The sequence below is a fragment of the Methanomassiliicoccales archaeon genome, assembly GCA_014361295.1.
In the GTDB taxonomy this organism is placed as follows: Archaea; Thermoplasmatota; Thermoplasmata; order Methanomassiliicoccales; family JACIVX01; genus JACIVX01.
Genome location: JACIVX010000001.1, coordinates 1,456,494 through 1,469,671, shown reverse-complemented (window position 1 = coordinate 1,469,671; position 13,178 = coordinate 1,456,494). Strand labels below are relative to the sequence as shown.

10 protein-coding genes are annotated in these 13,178 nt (G+C 49.7%); 4 read left to right on the top strand and 6 right to left on the bottom strand.

All coding sequences use genetic code 11. The features are described 5' to 3' along the window. Nucleotides 1-34 precede the first annotated feature (34 nt). The 4 genes from polX to H5T41_07260 all read left to right on the top strand — a co-directional run bounded on the left by polX (nucleotide 35) and on the right by H5T41_07260 (nucleotide 5,567). A complete protein-coding gene (gene polX / locus H5T41_07275; GenBank protein MBC7108570.1) occupies nucleotides 35-1,747 on the top strand; it encodes a DNA polymerase/3'-5' exonuclease PolX in 1,713 nt (570 codons plus the stop codon). 124 nt (nucleotides 1,748-1,871) lie between these two features. Further along, nucleotides 1,872-2,819, top strand: a complete 948-nt coding sequence (locus H5T41_07270) for a ribose 1,5-bisphosphate isomerase (protein MBC7108569.1) — start codon at nucleotides 1,872-1,874, stop codon at nucleotides 2,817-2,819. Further along, nucleotides 2,806-4,050 (top strand): ribulose 1,5-bisphosphate carboxylase large subunit, encoded by a 1,245-nt coding sequence (locus H5T41_07265; GenBank protein MBC7108568.1) that lies wholly within the window; start codon nucleotides 2,806-2,808, stop codon nucleotides 4,048-4,050. The genes H5T41_07270 and H5T41_07265 overlap by 14 nt, the downstream gene beginning before the upstream one ends. After that, the gene (locus H5T41_07260; protein MBC7108567.1) at nucleotides 4,047-5,567 is read left to right on the top strand and encodes an AMP phosphorylase; all 1,521 of its coding nucleotides are present in this window, start codon (nucleotides 4,047-4,049) and stop codon (nucleotides 5,565-5,567) included. Before H5T41_07265 ends, H5T41_07260 begins: the two co-directional genes overlap by 4 nt. On the opposite strand, the gene H5T41_07255 is transcribed toward H5T41_07260, so the two are convergent. The 6 genes from H5T41_07255 to H5T41_07230 all read right to left on the bottom strand — a co-directional run bounded on the left by H5T41_07255 (nucleotide 5,557) and on the right by H5T41_07230 (nucleotide 13,038). Next, nucleotides 5,557-6,303 carry a hypothetical protein gene (locus H5T41_07255; protein MBC7108566.1) on the bottom strand — a complete coding sequence of 249 codons (747 nt, stop codon included), beginning with the start codon at nucleotides 6,301-6,303 and terminating at the stop codon, nucleotides 5,557-5,559. The two genes, H5T41_07260 and H5T41_07255, sit on opposite strands and share 11 nt — an antisense overlap. 29 nt (nucleotides 6,304-6,332) lie before the next feature. Beyond that, the gene (locus H5T41_07250; GenBank protein MBC7108565.1) at nucleotides 6,333-7,562 is read right to left on the bottom strand and encodes an MFS transporter; all 1,230 of its coding nucleotides are present in this window, start codon (nucleotides 7,560-7,562) and stop codon (nucleotides 6,333-6,335) included. A 104-nt stretch (nucleotides 7,563-7,666) separates the two neighbouring features. After that, nucleotides 7,667-8,848: a molecular chaperone DnaJ gene (dnaJ, locus tag H5T41_07245; protein MBC7108564.1), complete on the bottom strand. Its 1,182-nt coding sequence runs from the start codon at nucleotides 8,846-8,848 to the stop codon at nucleotides 7,667-7,669. 25 nt (nucleotides 8,849-8,873) lie between these two features. Continuing rightward, nucleotides 8,874-10,739 carry a molecular chaperone DnaK gene (gene dnaK / locus H5T41_07240; protein MBC7108563.1) on the bottom strand — a complete coding sequence of 622 codons (1,866 nt, stop codon included), beginning with the start codon at nucleotides 10,737-10,739 and terminating at the stop codon, nucleotides 8,874-8,876. Beyond that, the gene (locus tag H5T41_07235) at nucleotides 10,717-11,310 is read right to left on the bottom strand and encodes a nucleotide exchange factor GrpE (GenBank protein ID MBC7108562.1); all 594 of its coding nucleotides are present in this window, start codon (nucleotides 11,308-11,310) and stop codon (nucleotides 10,717-10,719) included. Before H5T41_07235 ends, dnaK begins: the two co-directional genes overlap by 23 nt. Nucleotides 11,311-11,400: 90 nt before the next feature. Continuing rightward, a complete protein-coding gene (locus H5T41_07230; protein MBC7108561.1) occupies nucleotides 11,401-13,038 on the bottom strand; it encodes a TCP-1/cpn60 chaperonin family protein in 1,638 nt (545 codons plus the stop codon). Nucleotides 13,039-13,178: the final 140 nt, after the last annotated feature.

Sequence of the window (13,178 nt, the reverse complement as noted above, 5' to 3'; positions counted from 1 at the left end):
TCCTCGTGCGCACTACTCTTTCATCAGAGGTAGGATGAGCAACGCAAAGATCGCGGCGATTCTGTATGAGATTGCCGATTTACTTGAACTCAAAGGCGTCGAATTCAAACCTCGTGCTTATAGGAGGGCGGCAAGAAGCATTGAAACGCTTGGAAAGGACATTACAGACTATTACAAAGAAAACAAGCTCGAGGAAATACCCGGCGTCGGGAAGGCAATTGCGAAGAAAATCAGGGAGATCATCGAGACAGGGGAACTCAATTATCTCAAACAGCTAAGAGAGGAACTCCCAGCAGGATTGCTTCAATTAATGGAAATACCAGAGATAGGTCCGAAAACTGCGATGCGATTGTATAAAGAATTGAAAATCACAGATCTCCACGAGCTGAAGAAGGCCGCTGAGGAACATCGGATACGGAGGTTGAAAGGATTTGGTGAAAAATCTGAAGAAAATATCCTGAAAGGGATAAGAATCATCGAGCAGCGCAGCGGTCGCATGCTGCTCGGCTATGCGTATTATTATGGTAAGAAAATCGAACAATACATCGCTTCAGTCACGAAACTAAGGACAGTAAGCGTTGCGGGAAGCCTCAGACGGATGAAAGAAACGATCGGTGATATCGACATCCTTGTTGGAAGCGACAATCCCTCAATGGTTATGGATGTTTTCGTTTCGAACCCAGAAGTCGAAGAGGTTCTTGCAAGGGGTGATACGAGGGGTAGCGTCAGGTTAAAGGATGGCGTTCAGGTTGATATCAGGGTCGTCAGCACCGATAGTTACGGAGCTGCTCTGCAATATTTCACTGGGTCCAAAGAGCATAATATTGAGCTGAGAAGGCTAGCAATTGAAAAGGGATACAAAATTAACGAGTACGGCGTTTTCATGAAAGACACGGGCGAAAAAATCGCCGGTAAGACCGAGGAGGAGGTTTACGGCATTCTCGGACTCGATTACATTCCACCGGAATTGAGGGAAAACAGGGGCGAAATCCAGGCGGCTGCGAATCATCAGCTACCGCATCTCATCGAAATAAATCACATCCGTGGCGATTTTCACGTTCACACAAATCTGAGTGATGGGAGCGCATCGATTGAAGAGATCGCTGAAGAATGTAAGCGGCGTGGCTATGAATACGTTGCGATCACGGATCACTCCGAAACGCTCAAAGTGGCCGGCGGACTGAGTGAGGAGGATCTCGTTAAGAGTATTGAAACAGCGAGAAAGATCAATGAGAAAATCGATGGATTCCGCGTCCTTACTGGGGCAGAAGTGGAAATTTTGGGCGACGGAAGACTTGATTACCCAGATTCGATCCTGAGGGATCTCGACATTGTCGTTGCTGCCGTCCACTCTGGTTTTAGGATGAGCAGGAAGGAAATGACGGAAAGAATCATCAGTGCGATGGCGAACGATCATGTGACAATTCTGGCCCATCCGACGGGGCGTGTCATAGAGCAACGCGATCCATATGAAGTTGATCTGGAAAGGATCATCGACGAGGCGAGAGGGAAAGGAGTATGGCTCGAGATCAATGCCCTGCCTGAGCGACTTGATCTCAATGACGTGAATGCAAAATGGGCGAAGGAGAGTGGCGTCATGATGGCAATCGGTACTGATGCGCACAGCCTTGATCAACTTAATTATATGATTTTCGGCGTAGCGACCGCCAAGAGAGGATGGCTTGAGAGGGGGAATGTAGCTAACACACTCACTCTCAACGATCTAGAAAGAGCTCTTGGAATTTAGCAAGGGAATTGTCTGGACATATTCCAAACAATTTTTCTTTCAGAGCGTCGGTCGTGTGAGCACATGAATTGATTGTCGCAACGATGAATAAGACTAAATACTGGCTTGGATCATCGATCCACTGATGGACATCGAGAAAATCGCGGAATTGATTAGAAGTATGAAAATTCGCGGTGCTGGTGAGATCGCAAGAACAGCCGCACAAGCCTTGAGGGACCTCGCCATTTCTTATAACGGGAATGATGTTGAACAGTTCCGATCACTTATTCAAAAAGGAAAAGAAACATTGTTGTCAACGAGGCCGACCGCAGTTTCTCTTTGGAATGCTGTTCACGCTGTTGTGAAAAATATGAAGAACTTTGATTCCGTCGACGAGTTGAAATCGCTGATTGTAAAAAATGCCGATAACTTCATTACAAAATCAAAGGAAGCCGTCAGGATAATAGGCGAGATTGGAGCGAGGAGAATTAATTCGGGCGATTGTATTCTCACACACTGCAACAGCAAGGCGGCCCTGAGCGTCATCAAGACCGCATATGCACAGGGGAAGAAAGTGGAGGTGATCGCTACTGAATCAAGGCCGTGGAGGCAGGGATTATTGACTGTCAGAGAACTTGCTGAACACCAAATTCCCACAACGCTCATCATCGACAGCGCGGTGAGATGGGCAATGAAGAAGGTTGATCTCGTGATTGTCGGCGCGGACACGGTTGCTTCAAATGGTGCTGTGATCAACAAGATTGGCACATCCCAGATTGCATTGATTGCCGAGGAAGCGAGAGTACCCTTCGTTGTCTGCGCTGAGACATACAAGTTTTCTCCGCGCACGCTGTTGGGTGAACTCGTTGAGATCGAAGAAAGGGATGCCGGCGAAATTGTCAATCGGGACGAAATCCCTGAGAATGTCAAAGTACTCAATCCAGTCTTCGATGCAACCCCTCCAGAATACATCGACTCAATCGTCACCGAGATCGGACTGATCTCACCCTATGCTGCATATGAGATCATCGTCAGGGAGCTGGGAGAGGAATTCATGTTCGAGAAGGGTGGTGAGTGTAATGGAATATTCTGAGAAGTATTTGCATCTTGGAGAGAGCGTTGATCCGGACAGCCACGTCATCTGCGTTTACAAGGTCAAGACAGATCTACCGATAAAGACTGCAGCTGTAGCCATTGCAACTGAACAATCAACGGGGACTTGGACTTCGATCAGCACACTGAAAGATGACGTTTTCCAGAGGTTGAGTGGAAAAGTCATCGATATCAAGGGAAGACTTGTAACAATCGCATTCCCAGTCGAGGATTTCAGTCTCGATATCGGAGGTGTGCCACAGATATTGAGTGTCATTGCTGGAAATCTCTTTGGATTGGGGGCGCTCAGGGGAGTCCGCCTTGAAGATGTCCAATTTCCAGCCACAATGGTCAAGGAATTCAAAGGTCCAAAATTTGGTGTAGAAGGGATGAGGAAGATACTAAAAAGACCTGAAAAACCGCTGGTAGGAACGATTGTCAAACCGAAAATAGGGCTGTCACCCAAAGAAATGGCCATGTATGTTTATGAGGCCGGCATGGGCGGGCTCACAAACAGCAAAGATGATGAGACACTTGTCAATCAAAAATTCTGCCCGCTCGAAGATCGCGTCGTCGCGATCGCAGAAGCACTTGATAGAGTTAAGAGCGAGAGTGGTCACGTGATGATCCATGCCATAAATATCTCAACGCGAGGCGACAAGATTGTTGAGGTTGCCGAGAGAGCACAGGAACTCGGAGCGAGCGAGATTATGATCGATGTTCTGACCTGCGGGTTTGCCGCTATCCAGGCAGTTGCTGAGGATCCGTCAATTAAAGTGCCGATTCATGTTCATCGAACGATGCATGCTGCGATTACAAGAAACAGGGATCATGGAATCGCGATGAAACCTCTGGCAAGACTCGTCAGGATGTGCGGTGGCGACGCGCTGCACATCGGGACATTTGGCGTTGGCAAGATGAAAGGATCTCCGAAGGAAGATCTCGAGTCGCAGACGGCTTGCACCGAGGAGTTTTTTGGATTGAAGAACCTTATCTCTGTTTGCTCAGGTGGCGTCTATCCTGCCCTTGTGCCAGAACTCATGAGAATCGCAGGCAACGATATACAAATCCAGGCAGGAGGCGGTGTCGCCGGTCATCCACGCGGCGTGAGAGCGGGAGCGATGGCAATGGTTCAGGCCGTTGATGCCGCCTTTCATGGCATTCCGCTCGAAGAATATGCTATTGACCATTTGGAACTGAGAGAAGCACTTGAGAGGTGGTGGAAAAAATGAAACTCAAGGTGAAGTACATCGATATGGACACTGGCGAATACACTGCGGTACTCCACGATGAAGATTGCATGGAACTGGGTGTAAGAGAGCAGGACCGCGTCAAGATCACGCACGAGCGAACGACGATCACCGCGATCGTACAGACGACTGATTCGGTTGTGAATCCCGGAGAAATCGGGATTCTTGGAAGGACGTTTAAAACTCTCGGGGCAGAGATTGGGGAAGAAGTTGAGATCATTGGGACGGGTAAGCCTGATTCAATCGAATATATCAGGAAAAAAATGGACGGGATGGAGCTGTCCACCGAAGAAATCAAGACACTCGTAAGCGACATCGCATCTCGAAACCTTTCGAGTATTGAACTCGCGGCGTACGTGACAGCGCTGCACATCAACGGGATGAACCTGAGGGAGACTGCGGACCTGACACTCGCGATGGTCGAGACGGGCGATAAGATCGAATTTGACAGATCGCCAGTTTTCGATTTTCACAGCGTTGGCGGGGTGCCAGGAAATAAGGTGACGCTCCTTGTCGTTCCGATTGTTGCTGCGGCTGGGCTCCTTATTCCGAAGACTTCCTCAAGGGCGATCAGCAGTGCTGCTGGCACTGCTGATATCGTCGAAGTCTTTGCGCCGGTTGAGTTCACCGCCTCCGAGCTGAAGCGGATTGCGGAGAAAGTTGGTGGCACCATGGCTTGGGGCGGGTCCGTCAACCTCGCACCCGCGGACGATCTTATTATCCGTGTCGAATATCCGTTAGGAATCGACCCGCATGCACAGCTTCTGGCGTCAATCATGTCGAAGAAGAAAGCGGTGGGAGCGGACTATGTCGTTATCGATATCCCGACCGGAGAGGGGACGAAGGTGAGAGATATCGACGAAGCGAAGGCCTATGCGCGCGATTTTATCGATTTGGGCGAGCGACTGGGGATGAAGGTTGAGTGCGCGATTACTTATGGTGCACAGCCGGTCGGAAGGGCGATAGGGCCTGCATTGGAGGCGAGAGAGGCGATCGCTATCCTCGAGGGTTCCAAGCTTCCAGGTAGCGTTGTTGAGAAGTCATGCGAACTCGCGGGGATGCTCCTTGAGATGGGCGGACTCATGAGAGGTGTTGATAAGGCGCGGGAAATCCTCGAGTCAGGGAAAGCCCTTGCCAAGTTCAAAGAAATTGTTGAGGCACAGGGTGGCAACCCCGATATCAGATCAGACGACATACCGATTGGAAAATTCAAGTTCGAAGTTCAGGCAAAGAAATCAGGTTATGTTGCCGGGATCAAGAACAAGGAGATCGTTAGAATCGCGAGGACGGCAGGTGCTCCGAAGGATAAGGGCGCTGGCATTATTCTGAATAAGAAAAGGGGACATAAAGTCGATGCCGGAGAGGCGCTCTTCACGATCTATGCGGAAAACGAGGCGAAACTTGAGCGGGCAGTAGGCCTGGCAAGGCGACTCGAGCCGGTGTCAATTGAGGGGATGGTCATTGCACGAGTCCCGTCATTCTCAAGGGTCAGTGGCTGAGCTTTCTCGATTGCACTTCGACTGCCTCTGAGAGCGTCATTTCCCCCTTCGCCACCGCTTGTGCCAGATCCGTGGAGATCGTCACCCTACCCTGACTGTGGATGCGGGAAAGTCTTTGAATGTCCCTGATTTCACCAGTCGTCGGAGTCACTTCAGGCATCTCGAGCAGTGTTTTTCCAGATGAAAGAGCTATGGCAACCGCTGCATCGACATCAGGCGATTCCGTTCTTTTCGTCGTATTGCTTTCGTCGACAACCTGAATTTCGTCGACTTTCTGCCATATTGCACGGATGACACGATTGCGGTTTGTCTTATCGCCGTGTCCAATCCTAACAAGGGAGCGAGAATGAGGATAACATGCCATAACATGATCGAGAATTTCCGCGACCTGCTCAGGATATTGCACGGTTCCAGCAAAAATCAACTTACGATCGCCCAGTACTGCGATGCCTGGGCGACTCCCTGGGTCGATCCCTATGATGAGTGTTTCGAAGTCCTCGCCACCCTTGAGTTTTCCTAGGGCAATATCAATCGCAACCCCAGGGTCATCGTTGGCAACCACCGCAGGGAATGAGATTTTCTTGCTTTCCGCCTCGGTCGTTATGATCACGCCAACTGCAGAGGGAATTATATCGGTGAAGCCGAGCGATACAAAAGGTTCTCCACGCTCTTTCAGCTGCAACACCAGCTGATGAAAAAATCTGAAATCCTCGGTCATTATTCCGATGATCTTCATTCCATTTCTATCAGAAGGCGACATTAATCTTAATTCTTGCTCTCCCTGTTGTTCGCAACTCTGTTTAAACGGGATGGAAGTCTTCTACCTAGGAGGATATAGCCGATCGCGCTGATCACTCCGAAGGATGAGATAAACCCCCACATCAGGACTGGTGATTTCGAGAGCAAATCGATCGATACGCCTCCAATGAAAGGACCGAGCGACCATCCAAAAGATGTAAAGAGTCCGAAAAATCCCATGTAGAGACCCCTTTCGTTCTCTGGCGACATGTTCGCAACAAGATTCATAGATGATGGCGAAGTGATAATTTCTCCCAAAGTAATAATCACCATGCAGAATGCGAGAAAGAGGAATCCGAAGGCAAATCCGACAAGGAAATATCCGATCGAATAAACGAGCGCACCAGTGGCGATTACCGTCGACATGTTGAATCGTGAAATGTACCTCGCGATGGGAAGTTGAGCAAAAACGACGATCAGACCGTTGATTGTATAAAGATAACCAATTTCAATTACTGAAACTTTGACTTCGGATGTGGAGAAAACAGAGAACGTCGAGGACATTTGCGCGACGACAATCCAAAGGATGAGCGAAAAGACACAAAAAACGAAGAAACGGTGGTCATTCCTCAATTTCAGCAAGTCTTTGAAGCTGAAGCGCTCGTTGGAATCGCCTGGTTTCATCGATTCCTCGACTTTGAAGTAAATGAGAAGCGCGACCGTGGCGCTCGTGGCGGCGGTCAAAAGAAAAAGCGATGAGTACGAGAACGCGGCAAGAAAACCACCGATCAGAGGACCAAGAGCCCACCCGATGTTGACTCCGATCCTCAGCAATCCGTAGGCTTCCAATCGTTTCGCTGGTTCAACAATGTCTGCGACCATTGCGTTTGAGGCGGGTTCAAACAAAGATCCGAGGAAATTGCTGATGACAACGAAAGCACCGATCAACAAGAAACTGGCATCGGTAGCAACGGCGAAGCTGATCATAATGAAGATTGCGGCCCTCGCGCCGATCGATAAATCCATCACGCTTTTTCGGCCTAGCCTATCGGCTACCTCTCCACCTACTAGCTGTCCGATAGCACCAATGGCCGAGGAAATGAGAAAGATCAGGCCGACAATCGACATTGGGACACCGAGTTTTTCGTGAAGGTAGATCGCAAGAAATGGCATGACGATTGAGAAACCAGCCGCAGCGATCGTCCGGCCGATGAAAAGAATCCATACCCTTTCATCATAACCTCTAAAACTTGCCATACGAAATGCCTTCGACCATTTCAGGAGCGAACTCAAGGATGAAGCACAATTGGCTAGTTAAGAATTTCCGAAAAGAATTTATGTATCTGAATCGGGAAATTGAATCAGGAGCTTTTCCTAAACCTGCTGAAACGTCCCTTCGGTTCGTTTTCCAATTCTGCAAACTTTTTCAGCAGATTCTTTTGTTCTTCTGTCAGCTTCTGGGGTACTTCGATTTTGACCCGCACGAACTGATCCCCTTTGCCAGAGCCGTCGAATTTTTCAATTCCGCTTCCCCGCAATCTGAATACCGTGCCGCCCTGCGTACCAGGCGGTATCTTTAACTTCGCTTTACCCCACAGAGTCGGAACTTCGATCTCCGCACCGAGTGCTGCTTGAGGGAACGAAATTGGCCAATCAATCCAAATATCCGCACCATTACGTTTGAAGAGCTCGTCTTCCTTAACATGCACAACGACGAATAGATCACCCGGTGGTCCTCCCTCTGCATCAGCTTCTCCAGCACCCGGTATGCGAAGACGCGTGCCGTCCTCAATGCCTTTTGGAATCGTGATGTTGATTCTCGAAGTCTTGTATGTAATGCCCTCCCCATGACATTTCGGACACGGCTCGACTACGATCTTGCCAGTTCCTCTACACCGCGGGCACGTGGTAATTGAAATGAACTGGCTATAGCCTCTGCGCTCGACTGTACTTTTCTGCCCCTTCCCATCGCAGGCCGGGCAGGTAGAAATCTTACCATCCTTCGCGCCGGTGCCACCACAATCATCGCATTTCACCGAATGAGGAATTGCAAGCTCCTTTGTTACACCACTCGCAGCTTCCTGAAGCGTGATTTCGATGTCGTAGCGCAGAGACTGTCCCCTTCGTGGTCCCTCTCTCGCTCTCCGATATGCATCTCCACGCCCGAAAAGAATGTCAAAGATGCTATCACCGAATCCCAGGTCTCCAAATGTGAAATCGCCAAACCCGAAGTTGCCGAGATCGGAGAATATATCACGCAGATCGGACATGTGACTGAAGTCTCTCCAGGTAAACTGTCCGTCTCTGAACTGTCCGCTAACACCTGCGTGCCCATACATGTCATAGAGTTTCCTTTTTTCCTCGTCAACGAGAACCTCATACGCTTCCGAAATTTCCTTGAATTTCTCCTCTGCCGTCTTCCTGTCGAGTTGTGACACATCTGGATGATACTGTCGCGCTAACCTTCGGTAAGCCTTCTTGATCTCATCGACTGTGGCGTCCCTGCTGACGCCCAATATTTCGTAATAATCGCGCTTTGTCATAACCTGGAATTCTGAGCTTCAATGATCACTTATCATCGACGATTCTGTAGTCAGCGTCGACAAAGCCTTCACCATCACCTTTCCCGTCGCCCTTTCCGCCGCCTCCGCTGTCCTTTCTCTGACCTCCCTCTTCTTTCTGATGAGAGGCGCTTTGGTAGATTCGTGAAGACATCTGGAAGACCTCCTTCATCAGCGCATCTGTCTTCGCTTTGATCGTCGCTGTTTCGCCACCAGACATCGCTGCTTTCAATTCCTCAATCGCCTTTTCAATTTTCTCTTTCTCTTCCTTAGTCACCTTCTCCCCAAGTTCCTGGAGCGTCTTGTTCGCATTGTAAATCATCGCGTCAGCCTGGTTGATCGCCTCGACCTTCTCCCTCTGTTTCTTATCCTGCTCAGCGAACTTTTGAGCTTCAGCAATCATTCTTTCGATTTCTTCTTTTGAAAGCTTTGTGCTTGCCGTAATCGTGATGCTCTGTTGTTTGCCAGTTCCGAGATCTTTTGCGGAAACATGTAATATCCCGTTCGCATCGATGTCGAATGTGACCTCGATCTGCGGAACACCTCTGGGAGCTGGCGGAATACCAGTGAGGTGGAATCTTCCTAGCGAGGTGTTGTCCTTCGCCATTTCCCTTTCGCCCTGCACAACATGAATCTCAACACTTGTCTGATTGTCGGCCGCCGTTGTGAATATTTGACTCTTCCTTGTCGGGATTGTCGTGTTGCGTTCGATCAGTTTCGTGGTGATCCCGCCGAGCGTTTCGATGCCAAGCGAAAGTGGCGTCACGTCGAGGAGCAAGACGTCCTTGATCTCTCCGGCCAGAACGGCACCCTGAATCGCCGCTCCCATAGCTACGCATTCCATTGGATCAATTCCACGCTGAATCTTCTTACCGACGACCCTTTCAACGAGCCTCTGAACGATCGGCATCCGTGTCGGGCCACCGACAAGGATGACCGAGTCGATGTCCTCCGGTTTCAAATGAGCGTCGTCCATCGCTGTGATCATCGGACCCTTGCACCTTTCGACGATCGGCGTGACGAGTTCCTCGAGTTTCGCCCTCGTGATCGTCATCGCTAGGTGCTTTGGCCCAGATGCGTCCGCTGTGATGAATGGAAGGTTGATGTCTGTGGACATCGTCGTCGAAAGCTCAATCTTAGCTTTCTCGCACGCTTCTCTCACCCTCCACATCGCCATTTTATCCTGCGTCAGATCAATGCCCGTGTCTTTCTTGAAATTCTCCACAACGTACCTGATAAGTGCTTCATCCATATCGGTTCCGCCAAGCTGAGTATCACCGCTCGTCGAAAGAACCTCGAAAACGCCCTCGCTGAATTCCATGATTGTCACATCGAGCGTACCGCCGCCAAGATCGAAAACCATGATCTTTTGAGACTTTCCTGCTTTATCAATCCCATACGCGAGCGCGGCTGCCGTGGGCTCGTTAATGATTCTCACGACTTCGAGTCCTGCGATCTCACCAGCGTCTTTAGTCGCCTGCCTCTGATTGTCGTTAAAATATGCGGGAACCGTGATGACTGCCTTCTTCACCTCTTCTCCAAGATAGGCTTCCGCATCCCGCTTGATCTTTTGAAGAATAAACGCCGATATCTGCTGAGGCGTGTACTCCTTCCCAAAAACTCTGACTTTGTAATCCGTTCCCATTTTTCTTTTGATCGCCGCGATCGTGCCTTCGGGATTCGTAATGGCCTGCCGTCTAGCGGGTTCTCCTACTAACAACTGGCCATCTTTAGTAAAGGCGACATATGAAGGGAAAGCTTTTCCTCCGAGGCTCGTTCCTTCAGCGCTCGGAATAATCGTTGGTCTTCCACCTTCCATCACGGCTGCTGCCGAGTTACTCGTTCCGAGATCAATTCCGATTATCTTTGGCATTATCATCACCTCCTGATTTTTCCTTTGCCACTTTCACCTTGGAATGTCTGATGACCTTAGATCCGAGGAGATACCCCTTTTGATACACCTCAAGTATCTTTCCATCCTCTCCCTCCTCGATAGCGATTGCCTCATGATATTCTGGATCGAATTTGCCATCTGAGGGTATCTCCTTCAGACCATAGGAATGAAGCAATGACATTAAATTATTGTAAATGTGATTCAAACCAGTTCTGAGTTCCTCAGGCTGACAATTTGCGCTCAGAGCCCTTTCAAGGTCATCAACTGTAGATAATAGATCGCAGATAAGATTCTCATTGGCGCATCGGATGATCTCCTCTCTTTCTTTCACAACGCGCTTCTTGTGATTGTCGAAGTCAGCCTGGATACGCTTTGCCAGATCCAGATATTCTTTAGCTAGATTTGTTTGTTTATCCAGCTCTTTTCTCAATTCTTCCATCTGCTTGCGAAGGTTTTCGATTTCACCGAGTAGGCGCTGCACGTCCTCCTGGCTTTTCGTTTCCCCAGTTGCCTCCTGCGTTTCGGTATTCATGCCCTTTTCGTCAACCATAGCAGCACCTCGCGCCAATAATAATGAAAAAATGTCAAAAAAATTGTTTGAGGAGGGAGCGCAGAAAGATTTGTGCTCCCCAGAATTTGATCAGTCTTCTTCAGGCTTCAGGCTAGCCTCAGTCGGTCCGCCCGGCTGTCCCGGTCCAGGCTTAGTCCCGCCCTTTGCCGCGATGACGTCATCGATCCTCAGGATCATGACCGCAGCATCGGTCGCAGAGTTGATCGCCTGCCTACCAACGCGGATCGGCTCAAGGACATTCTCCTTGAGCATATCGGTGACTTTGCCTGTGAAGACATTGATACCTGCTGTCTTCTCACCGGACTTGTGAGCCTTCCTGAGGTCGATCAATACATCGATGGGATCGAGACCCGCATTCTCAGCGAGTGCCGTCGGGACAACCTCAAGGGCGCTCGCAAAGGCGTCGATCGCGATCTGTTCTCTTCCACCGACTGATGCGGCGTATTCCCTCAGCTTCATCGCAAGCTCGACAGCTGTGGATCCACCACCAGTGATCATCTTGCCGTCTTCAATCGCGACCGCGACAACGCTCATCGCGTCCTCAAGCGAGCGTTCGATTTCGTCAACAACGTGCTCCGTACCGCCACGGATCAAGATTGATACGGACTTCGGATTCTTGCAGCCTGTAACGAAGGTCATCTCGTCCTCCTGATATTTCCTCATTTCAACGAGATCTGCATGACCGAGATCTTTGCTGCTGAGTTCACTGAGCTTGCTGACGATTGTCGCACCAGTCGCCTTCGCCAACTTCTCCATATCTGATTTCTTGACACGCCTGAGAGCGAAGATCTTCTCCTTCGCAAGGAAGTGCTGAGCTAGATCATCAATTCCCTTCTGGCAGAACAGGACATTCGCACCCGAATTCTTGACCTGTTCAACCATCTTCCTCAGCATGTTCTCCTCTTCGGCAAGGAACGCCTGAAGTTGCGAAGGATCCCGAATCTCGATCTTCGCATCGATTTCAGTCTTCTTGATCTCAAGAGCAGCGTCAACGAGTGCGATCTTCGCCTTCTCGACCCTCTTCGGCATCGCAGGGTGAACTGGCTCCTTGTCAAGAATAACTCCTTTGACCAGCTGAGTATCCTCCATCGCACCGCCCTGCTTCTTGACGACCTGTATGTTGTCGAGATCAACAGTCCACTTACCGTCAACCTTCTCTGCGATAGAAGTCACGGCCTCAACGGCAAGGTCTGCCATGTGTGCACGCACTCCGCTGACTGCTTTACTCATCATCGCGGTCATCGCGATTTTCTTCAGCGTTTCCTTATCATCGATGGAGACTGGCATCGCAATGGCATCGAGGTATTCCATCGCTTTCTGCGCCGCAAGCCTGTAGCCACCGCTGATAATGGTTGGGTGAACATTCGCATCGATAAGGTCAACTGCCTTCTTTAGCAATTCTCCAGCGAGAACGACTGCGGTTGTGGTTCCATCCCCGCATTCCTCATCCTGAGTTTTTGCAACCTCGACCAGCATCTTTGCCGCGGGGTGTTCTACATCGATTTCCTTCAGAATTGTCACACCATCGTTGGTGATAACCACGTCGCCCATACTGTCGACCAACATCTTATCCATGCCGCGCGGACCGAGGGTGCTCCGCACAGCATCGGCAATCGCTCTCGCTGCCATGATATTGTTATACTGTGCGTCCTTTCCCCTGTCACGCTTCGTGCCTTCTTTAAGGATAAGAATCGGTGTTGTTCCCATTCCCATACTTGATACCTCCTCTAAATACAAATTTCAACTTCAGCACGAAGTTGGTACGATTGAAATGTTTGTTCTTCTATATAAGAGTAACTATTACTATCCCCAGAATTCTGACTCTGGCAATAATTCAATAACAACAG

Bases quoted from the DNA above. Each gene is read 5' to 3' on its own strand.
- dnaK (MBC7108563.1), bottom strand. From the start codon at position 10,739: ATGCCAAAGATAATCGGAATTGATCTCGGAACGAGTAACTCGGCAGCA.
- polX (MBC7108570.1), top strand. From the start codon at position 35: ATGAGCAACGCAAAGATCGCGGCGATTCTGTATGAGATTGCCGATTTA.
- H5T41_07230 (MBC7108561.1), bottom strand. From the start codon at position 13,038: ATGGGAACAACACCGATTCTTATCCTTAAAGAAGGCACGAAGCGTGAC.
- H5T41_07265 (MBC7108568.1), top strand. From the start codon at position 2,806: ATGGAATATTCTGAGAAGTATTTGCATCTTGGAGAGAGCGTTGATCCG.
- H5T41_07255 (MBC7108566.1), bottom strand. From the start codon at position 6,303: ATGAAGATCATCGGAATAATGACCGAGGATTTCAGATTTTTTCATCAG.
- dnaJ (MBC7108564.1), bottom strand. From the start codon at position 8,848: ATGACAAAGCGCGATTATTACGAAATATTGGGCGTCAGCAGGGACGCC.
- H5T41_07270 (MBC7108569.1), top strand. From the start codon at position 1,872: ATGGACATCGAGAAAATCGCGGAATTGATTAGAAGTATGAAAATTCGC.
- H5T41_07260 (MBC7108567.1), top strand. From the start codon at position 4,047: ATGAAACTCAAGGTGAAGTACATCGATATGGACACTGGCGAATACACT.
- H5T41_07250 (MBC7108565.1), bottom strand. From the start codon at position 7,562: ATGGCAAGTTTTAGAGGTTATGATGAAAGGGTATGGATTCTTTTCATC.
- H5T41_07235 (MBC7108562.1), bottom strand. From the start codon at position 11,310: ATGGTTGACGAAAAGGGCATGAATACCGAAACGCAGGAGGCAACTGGG.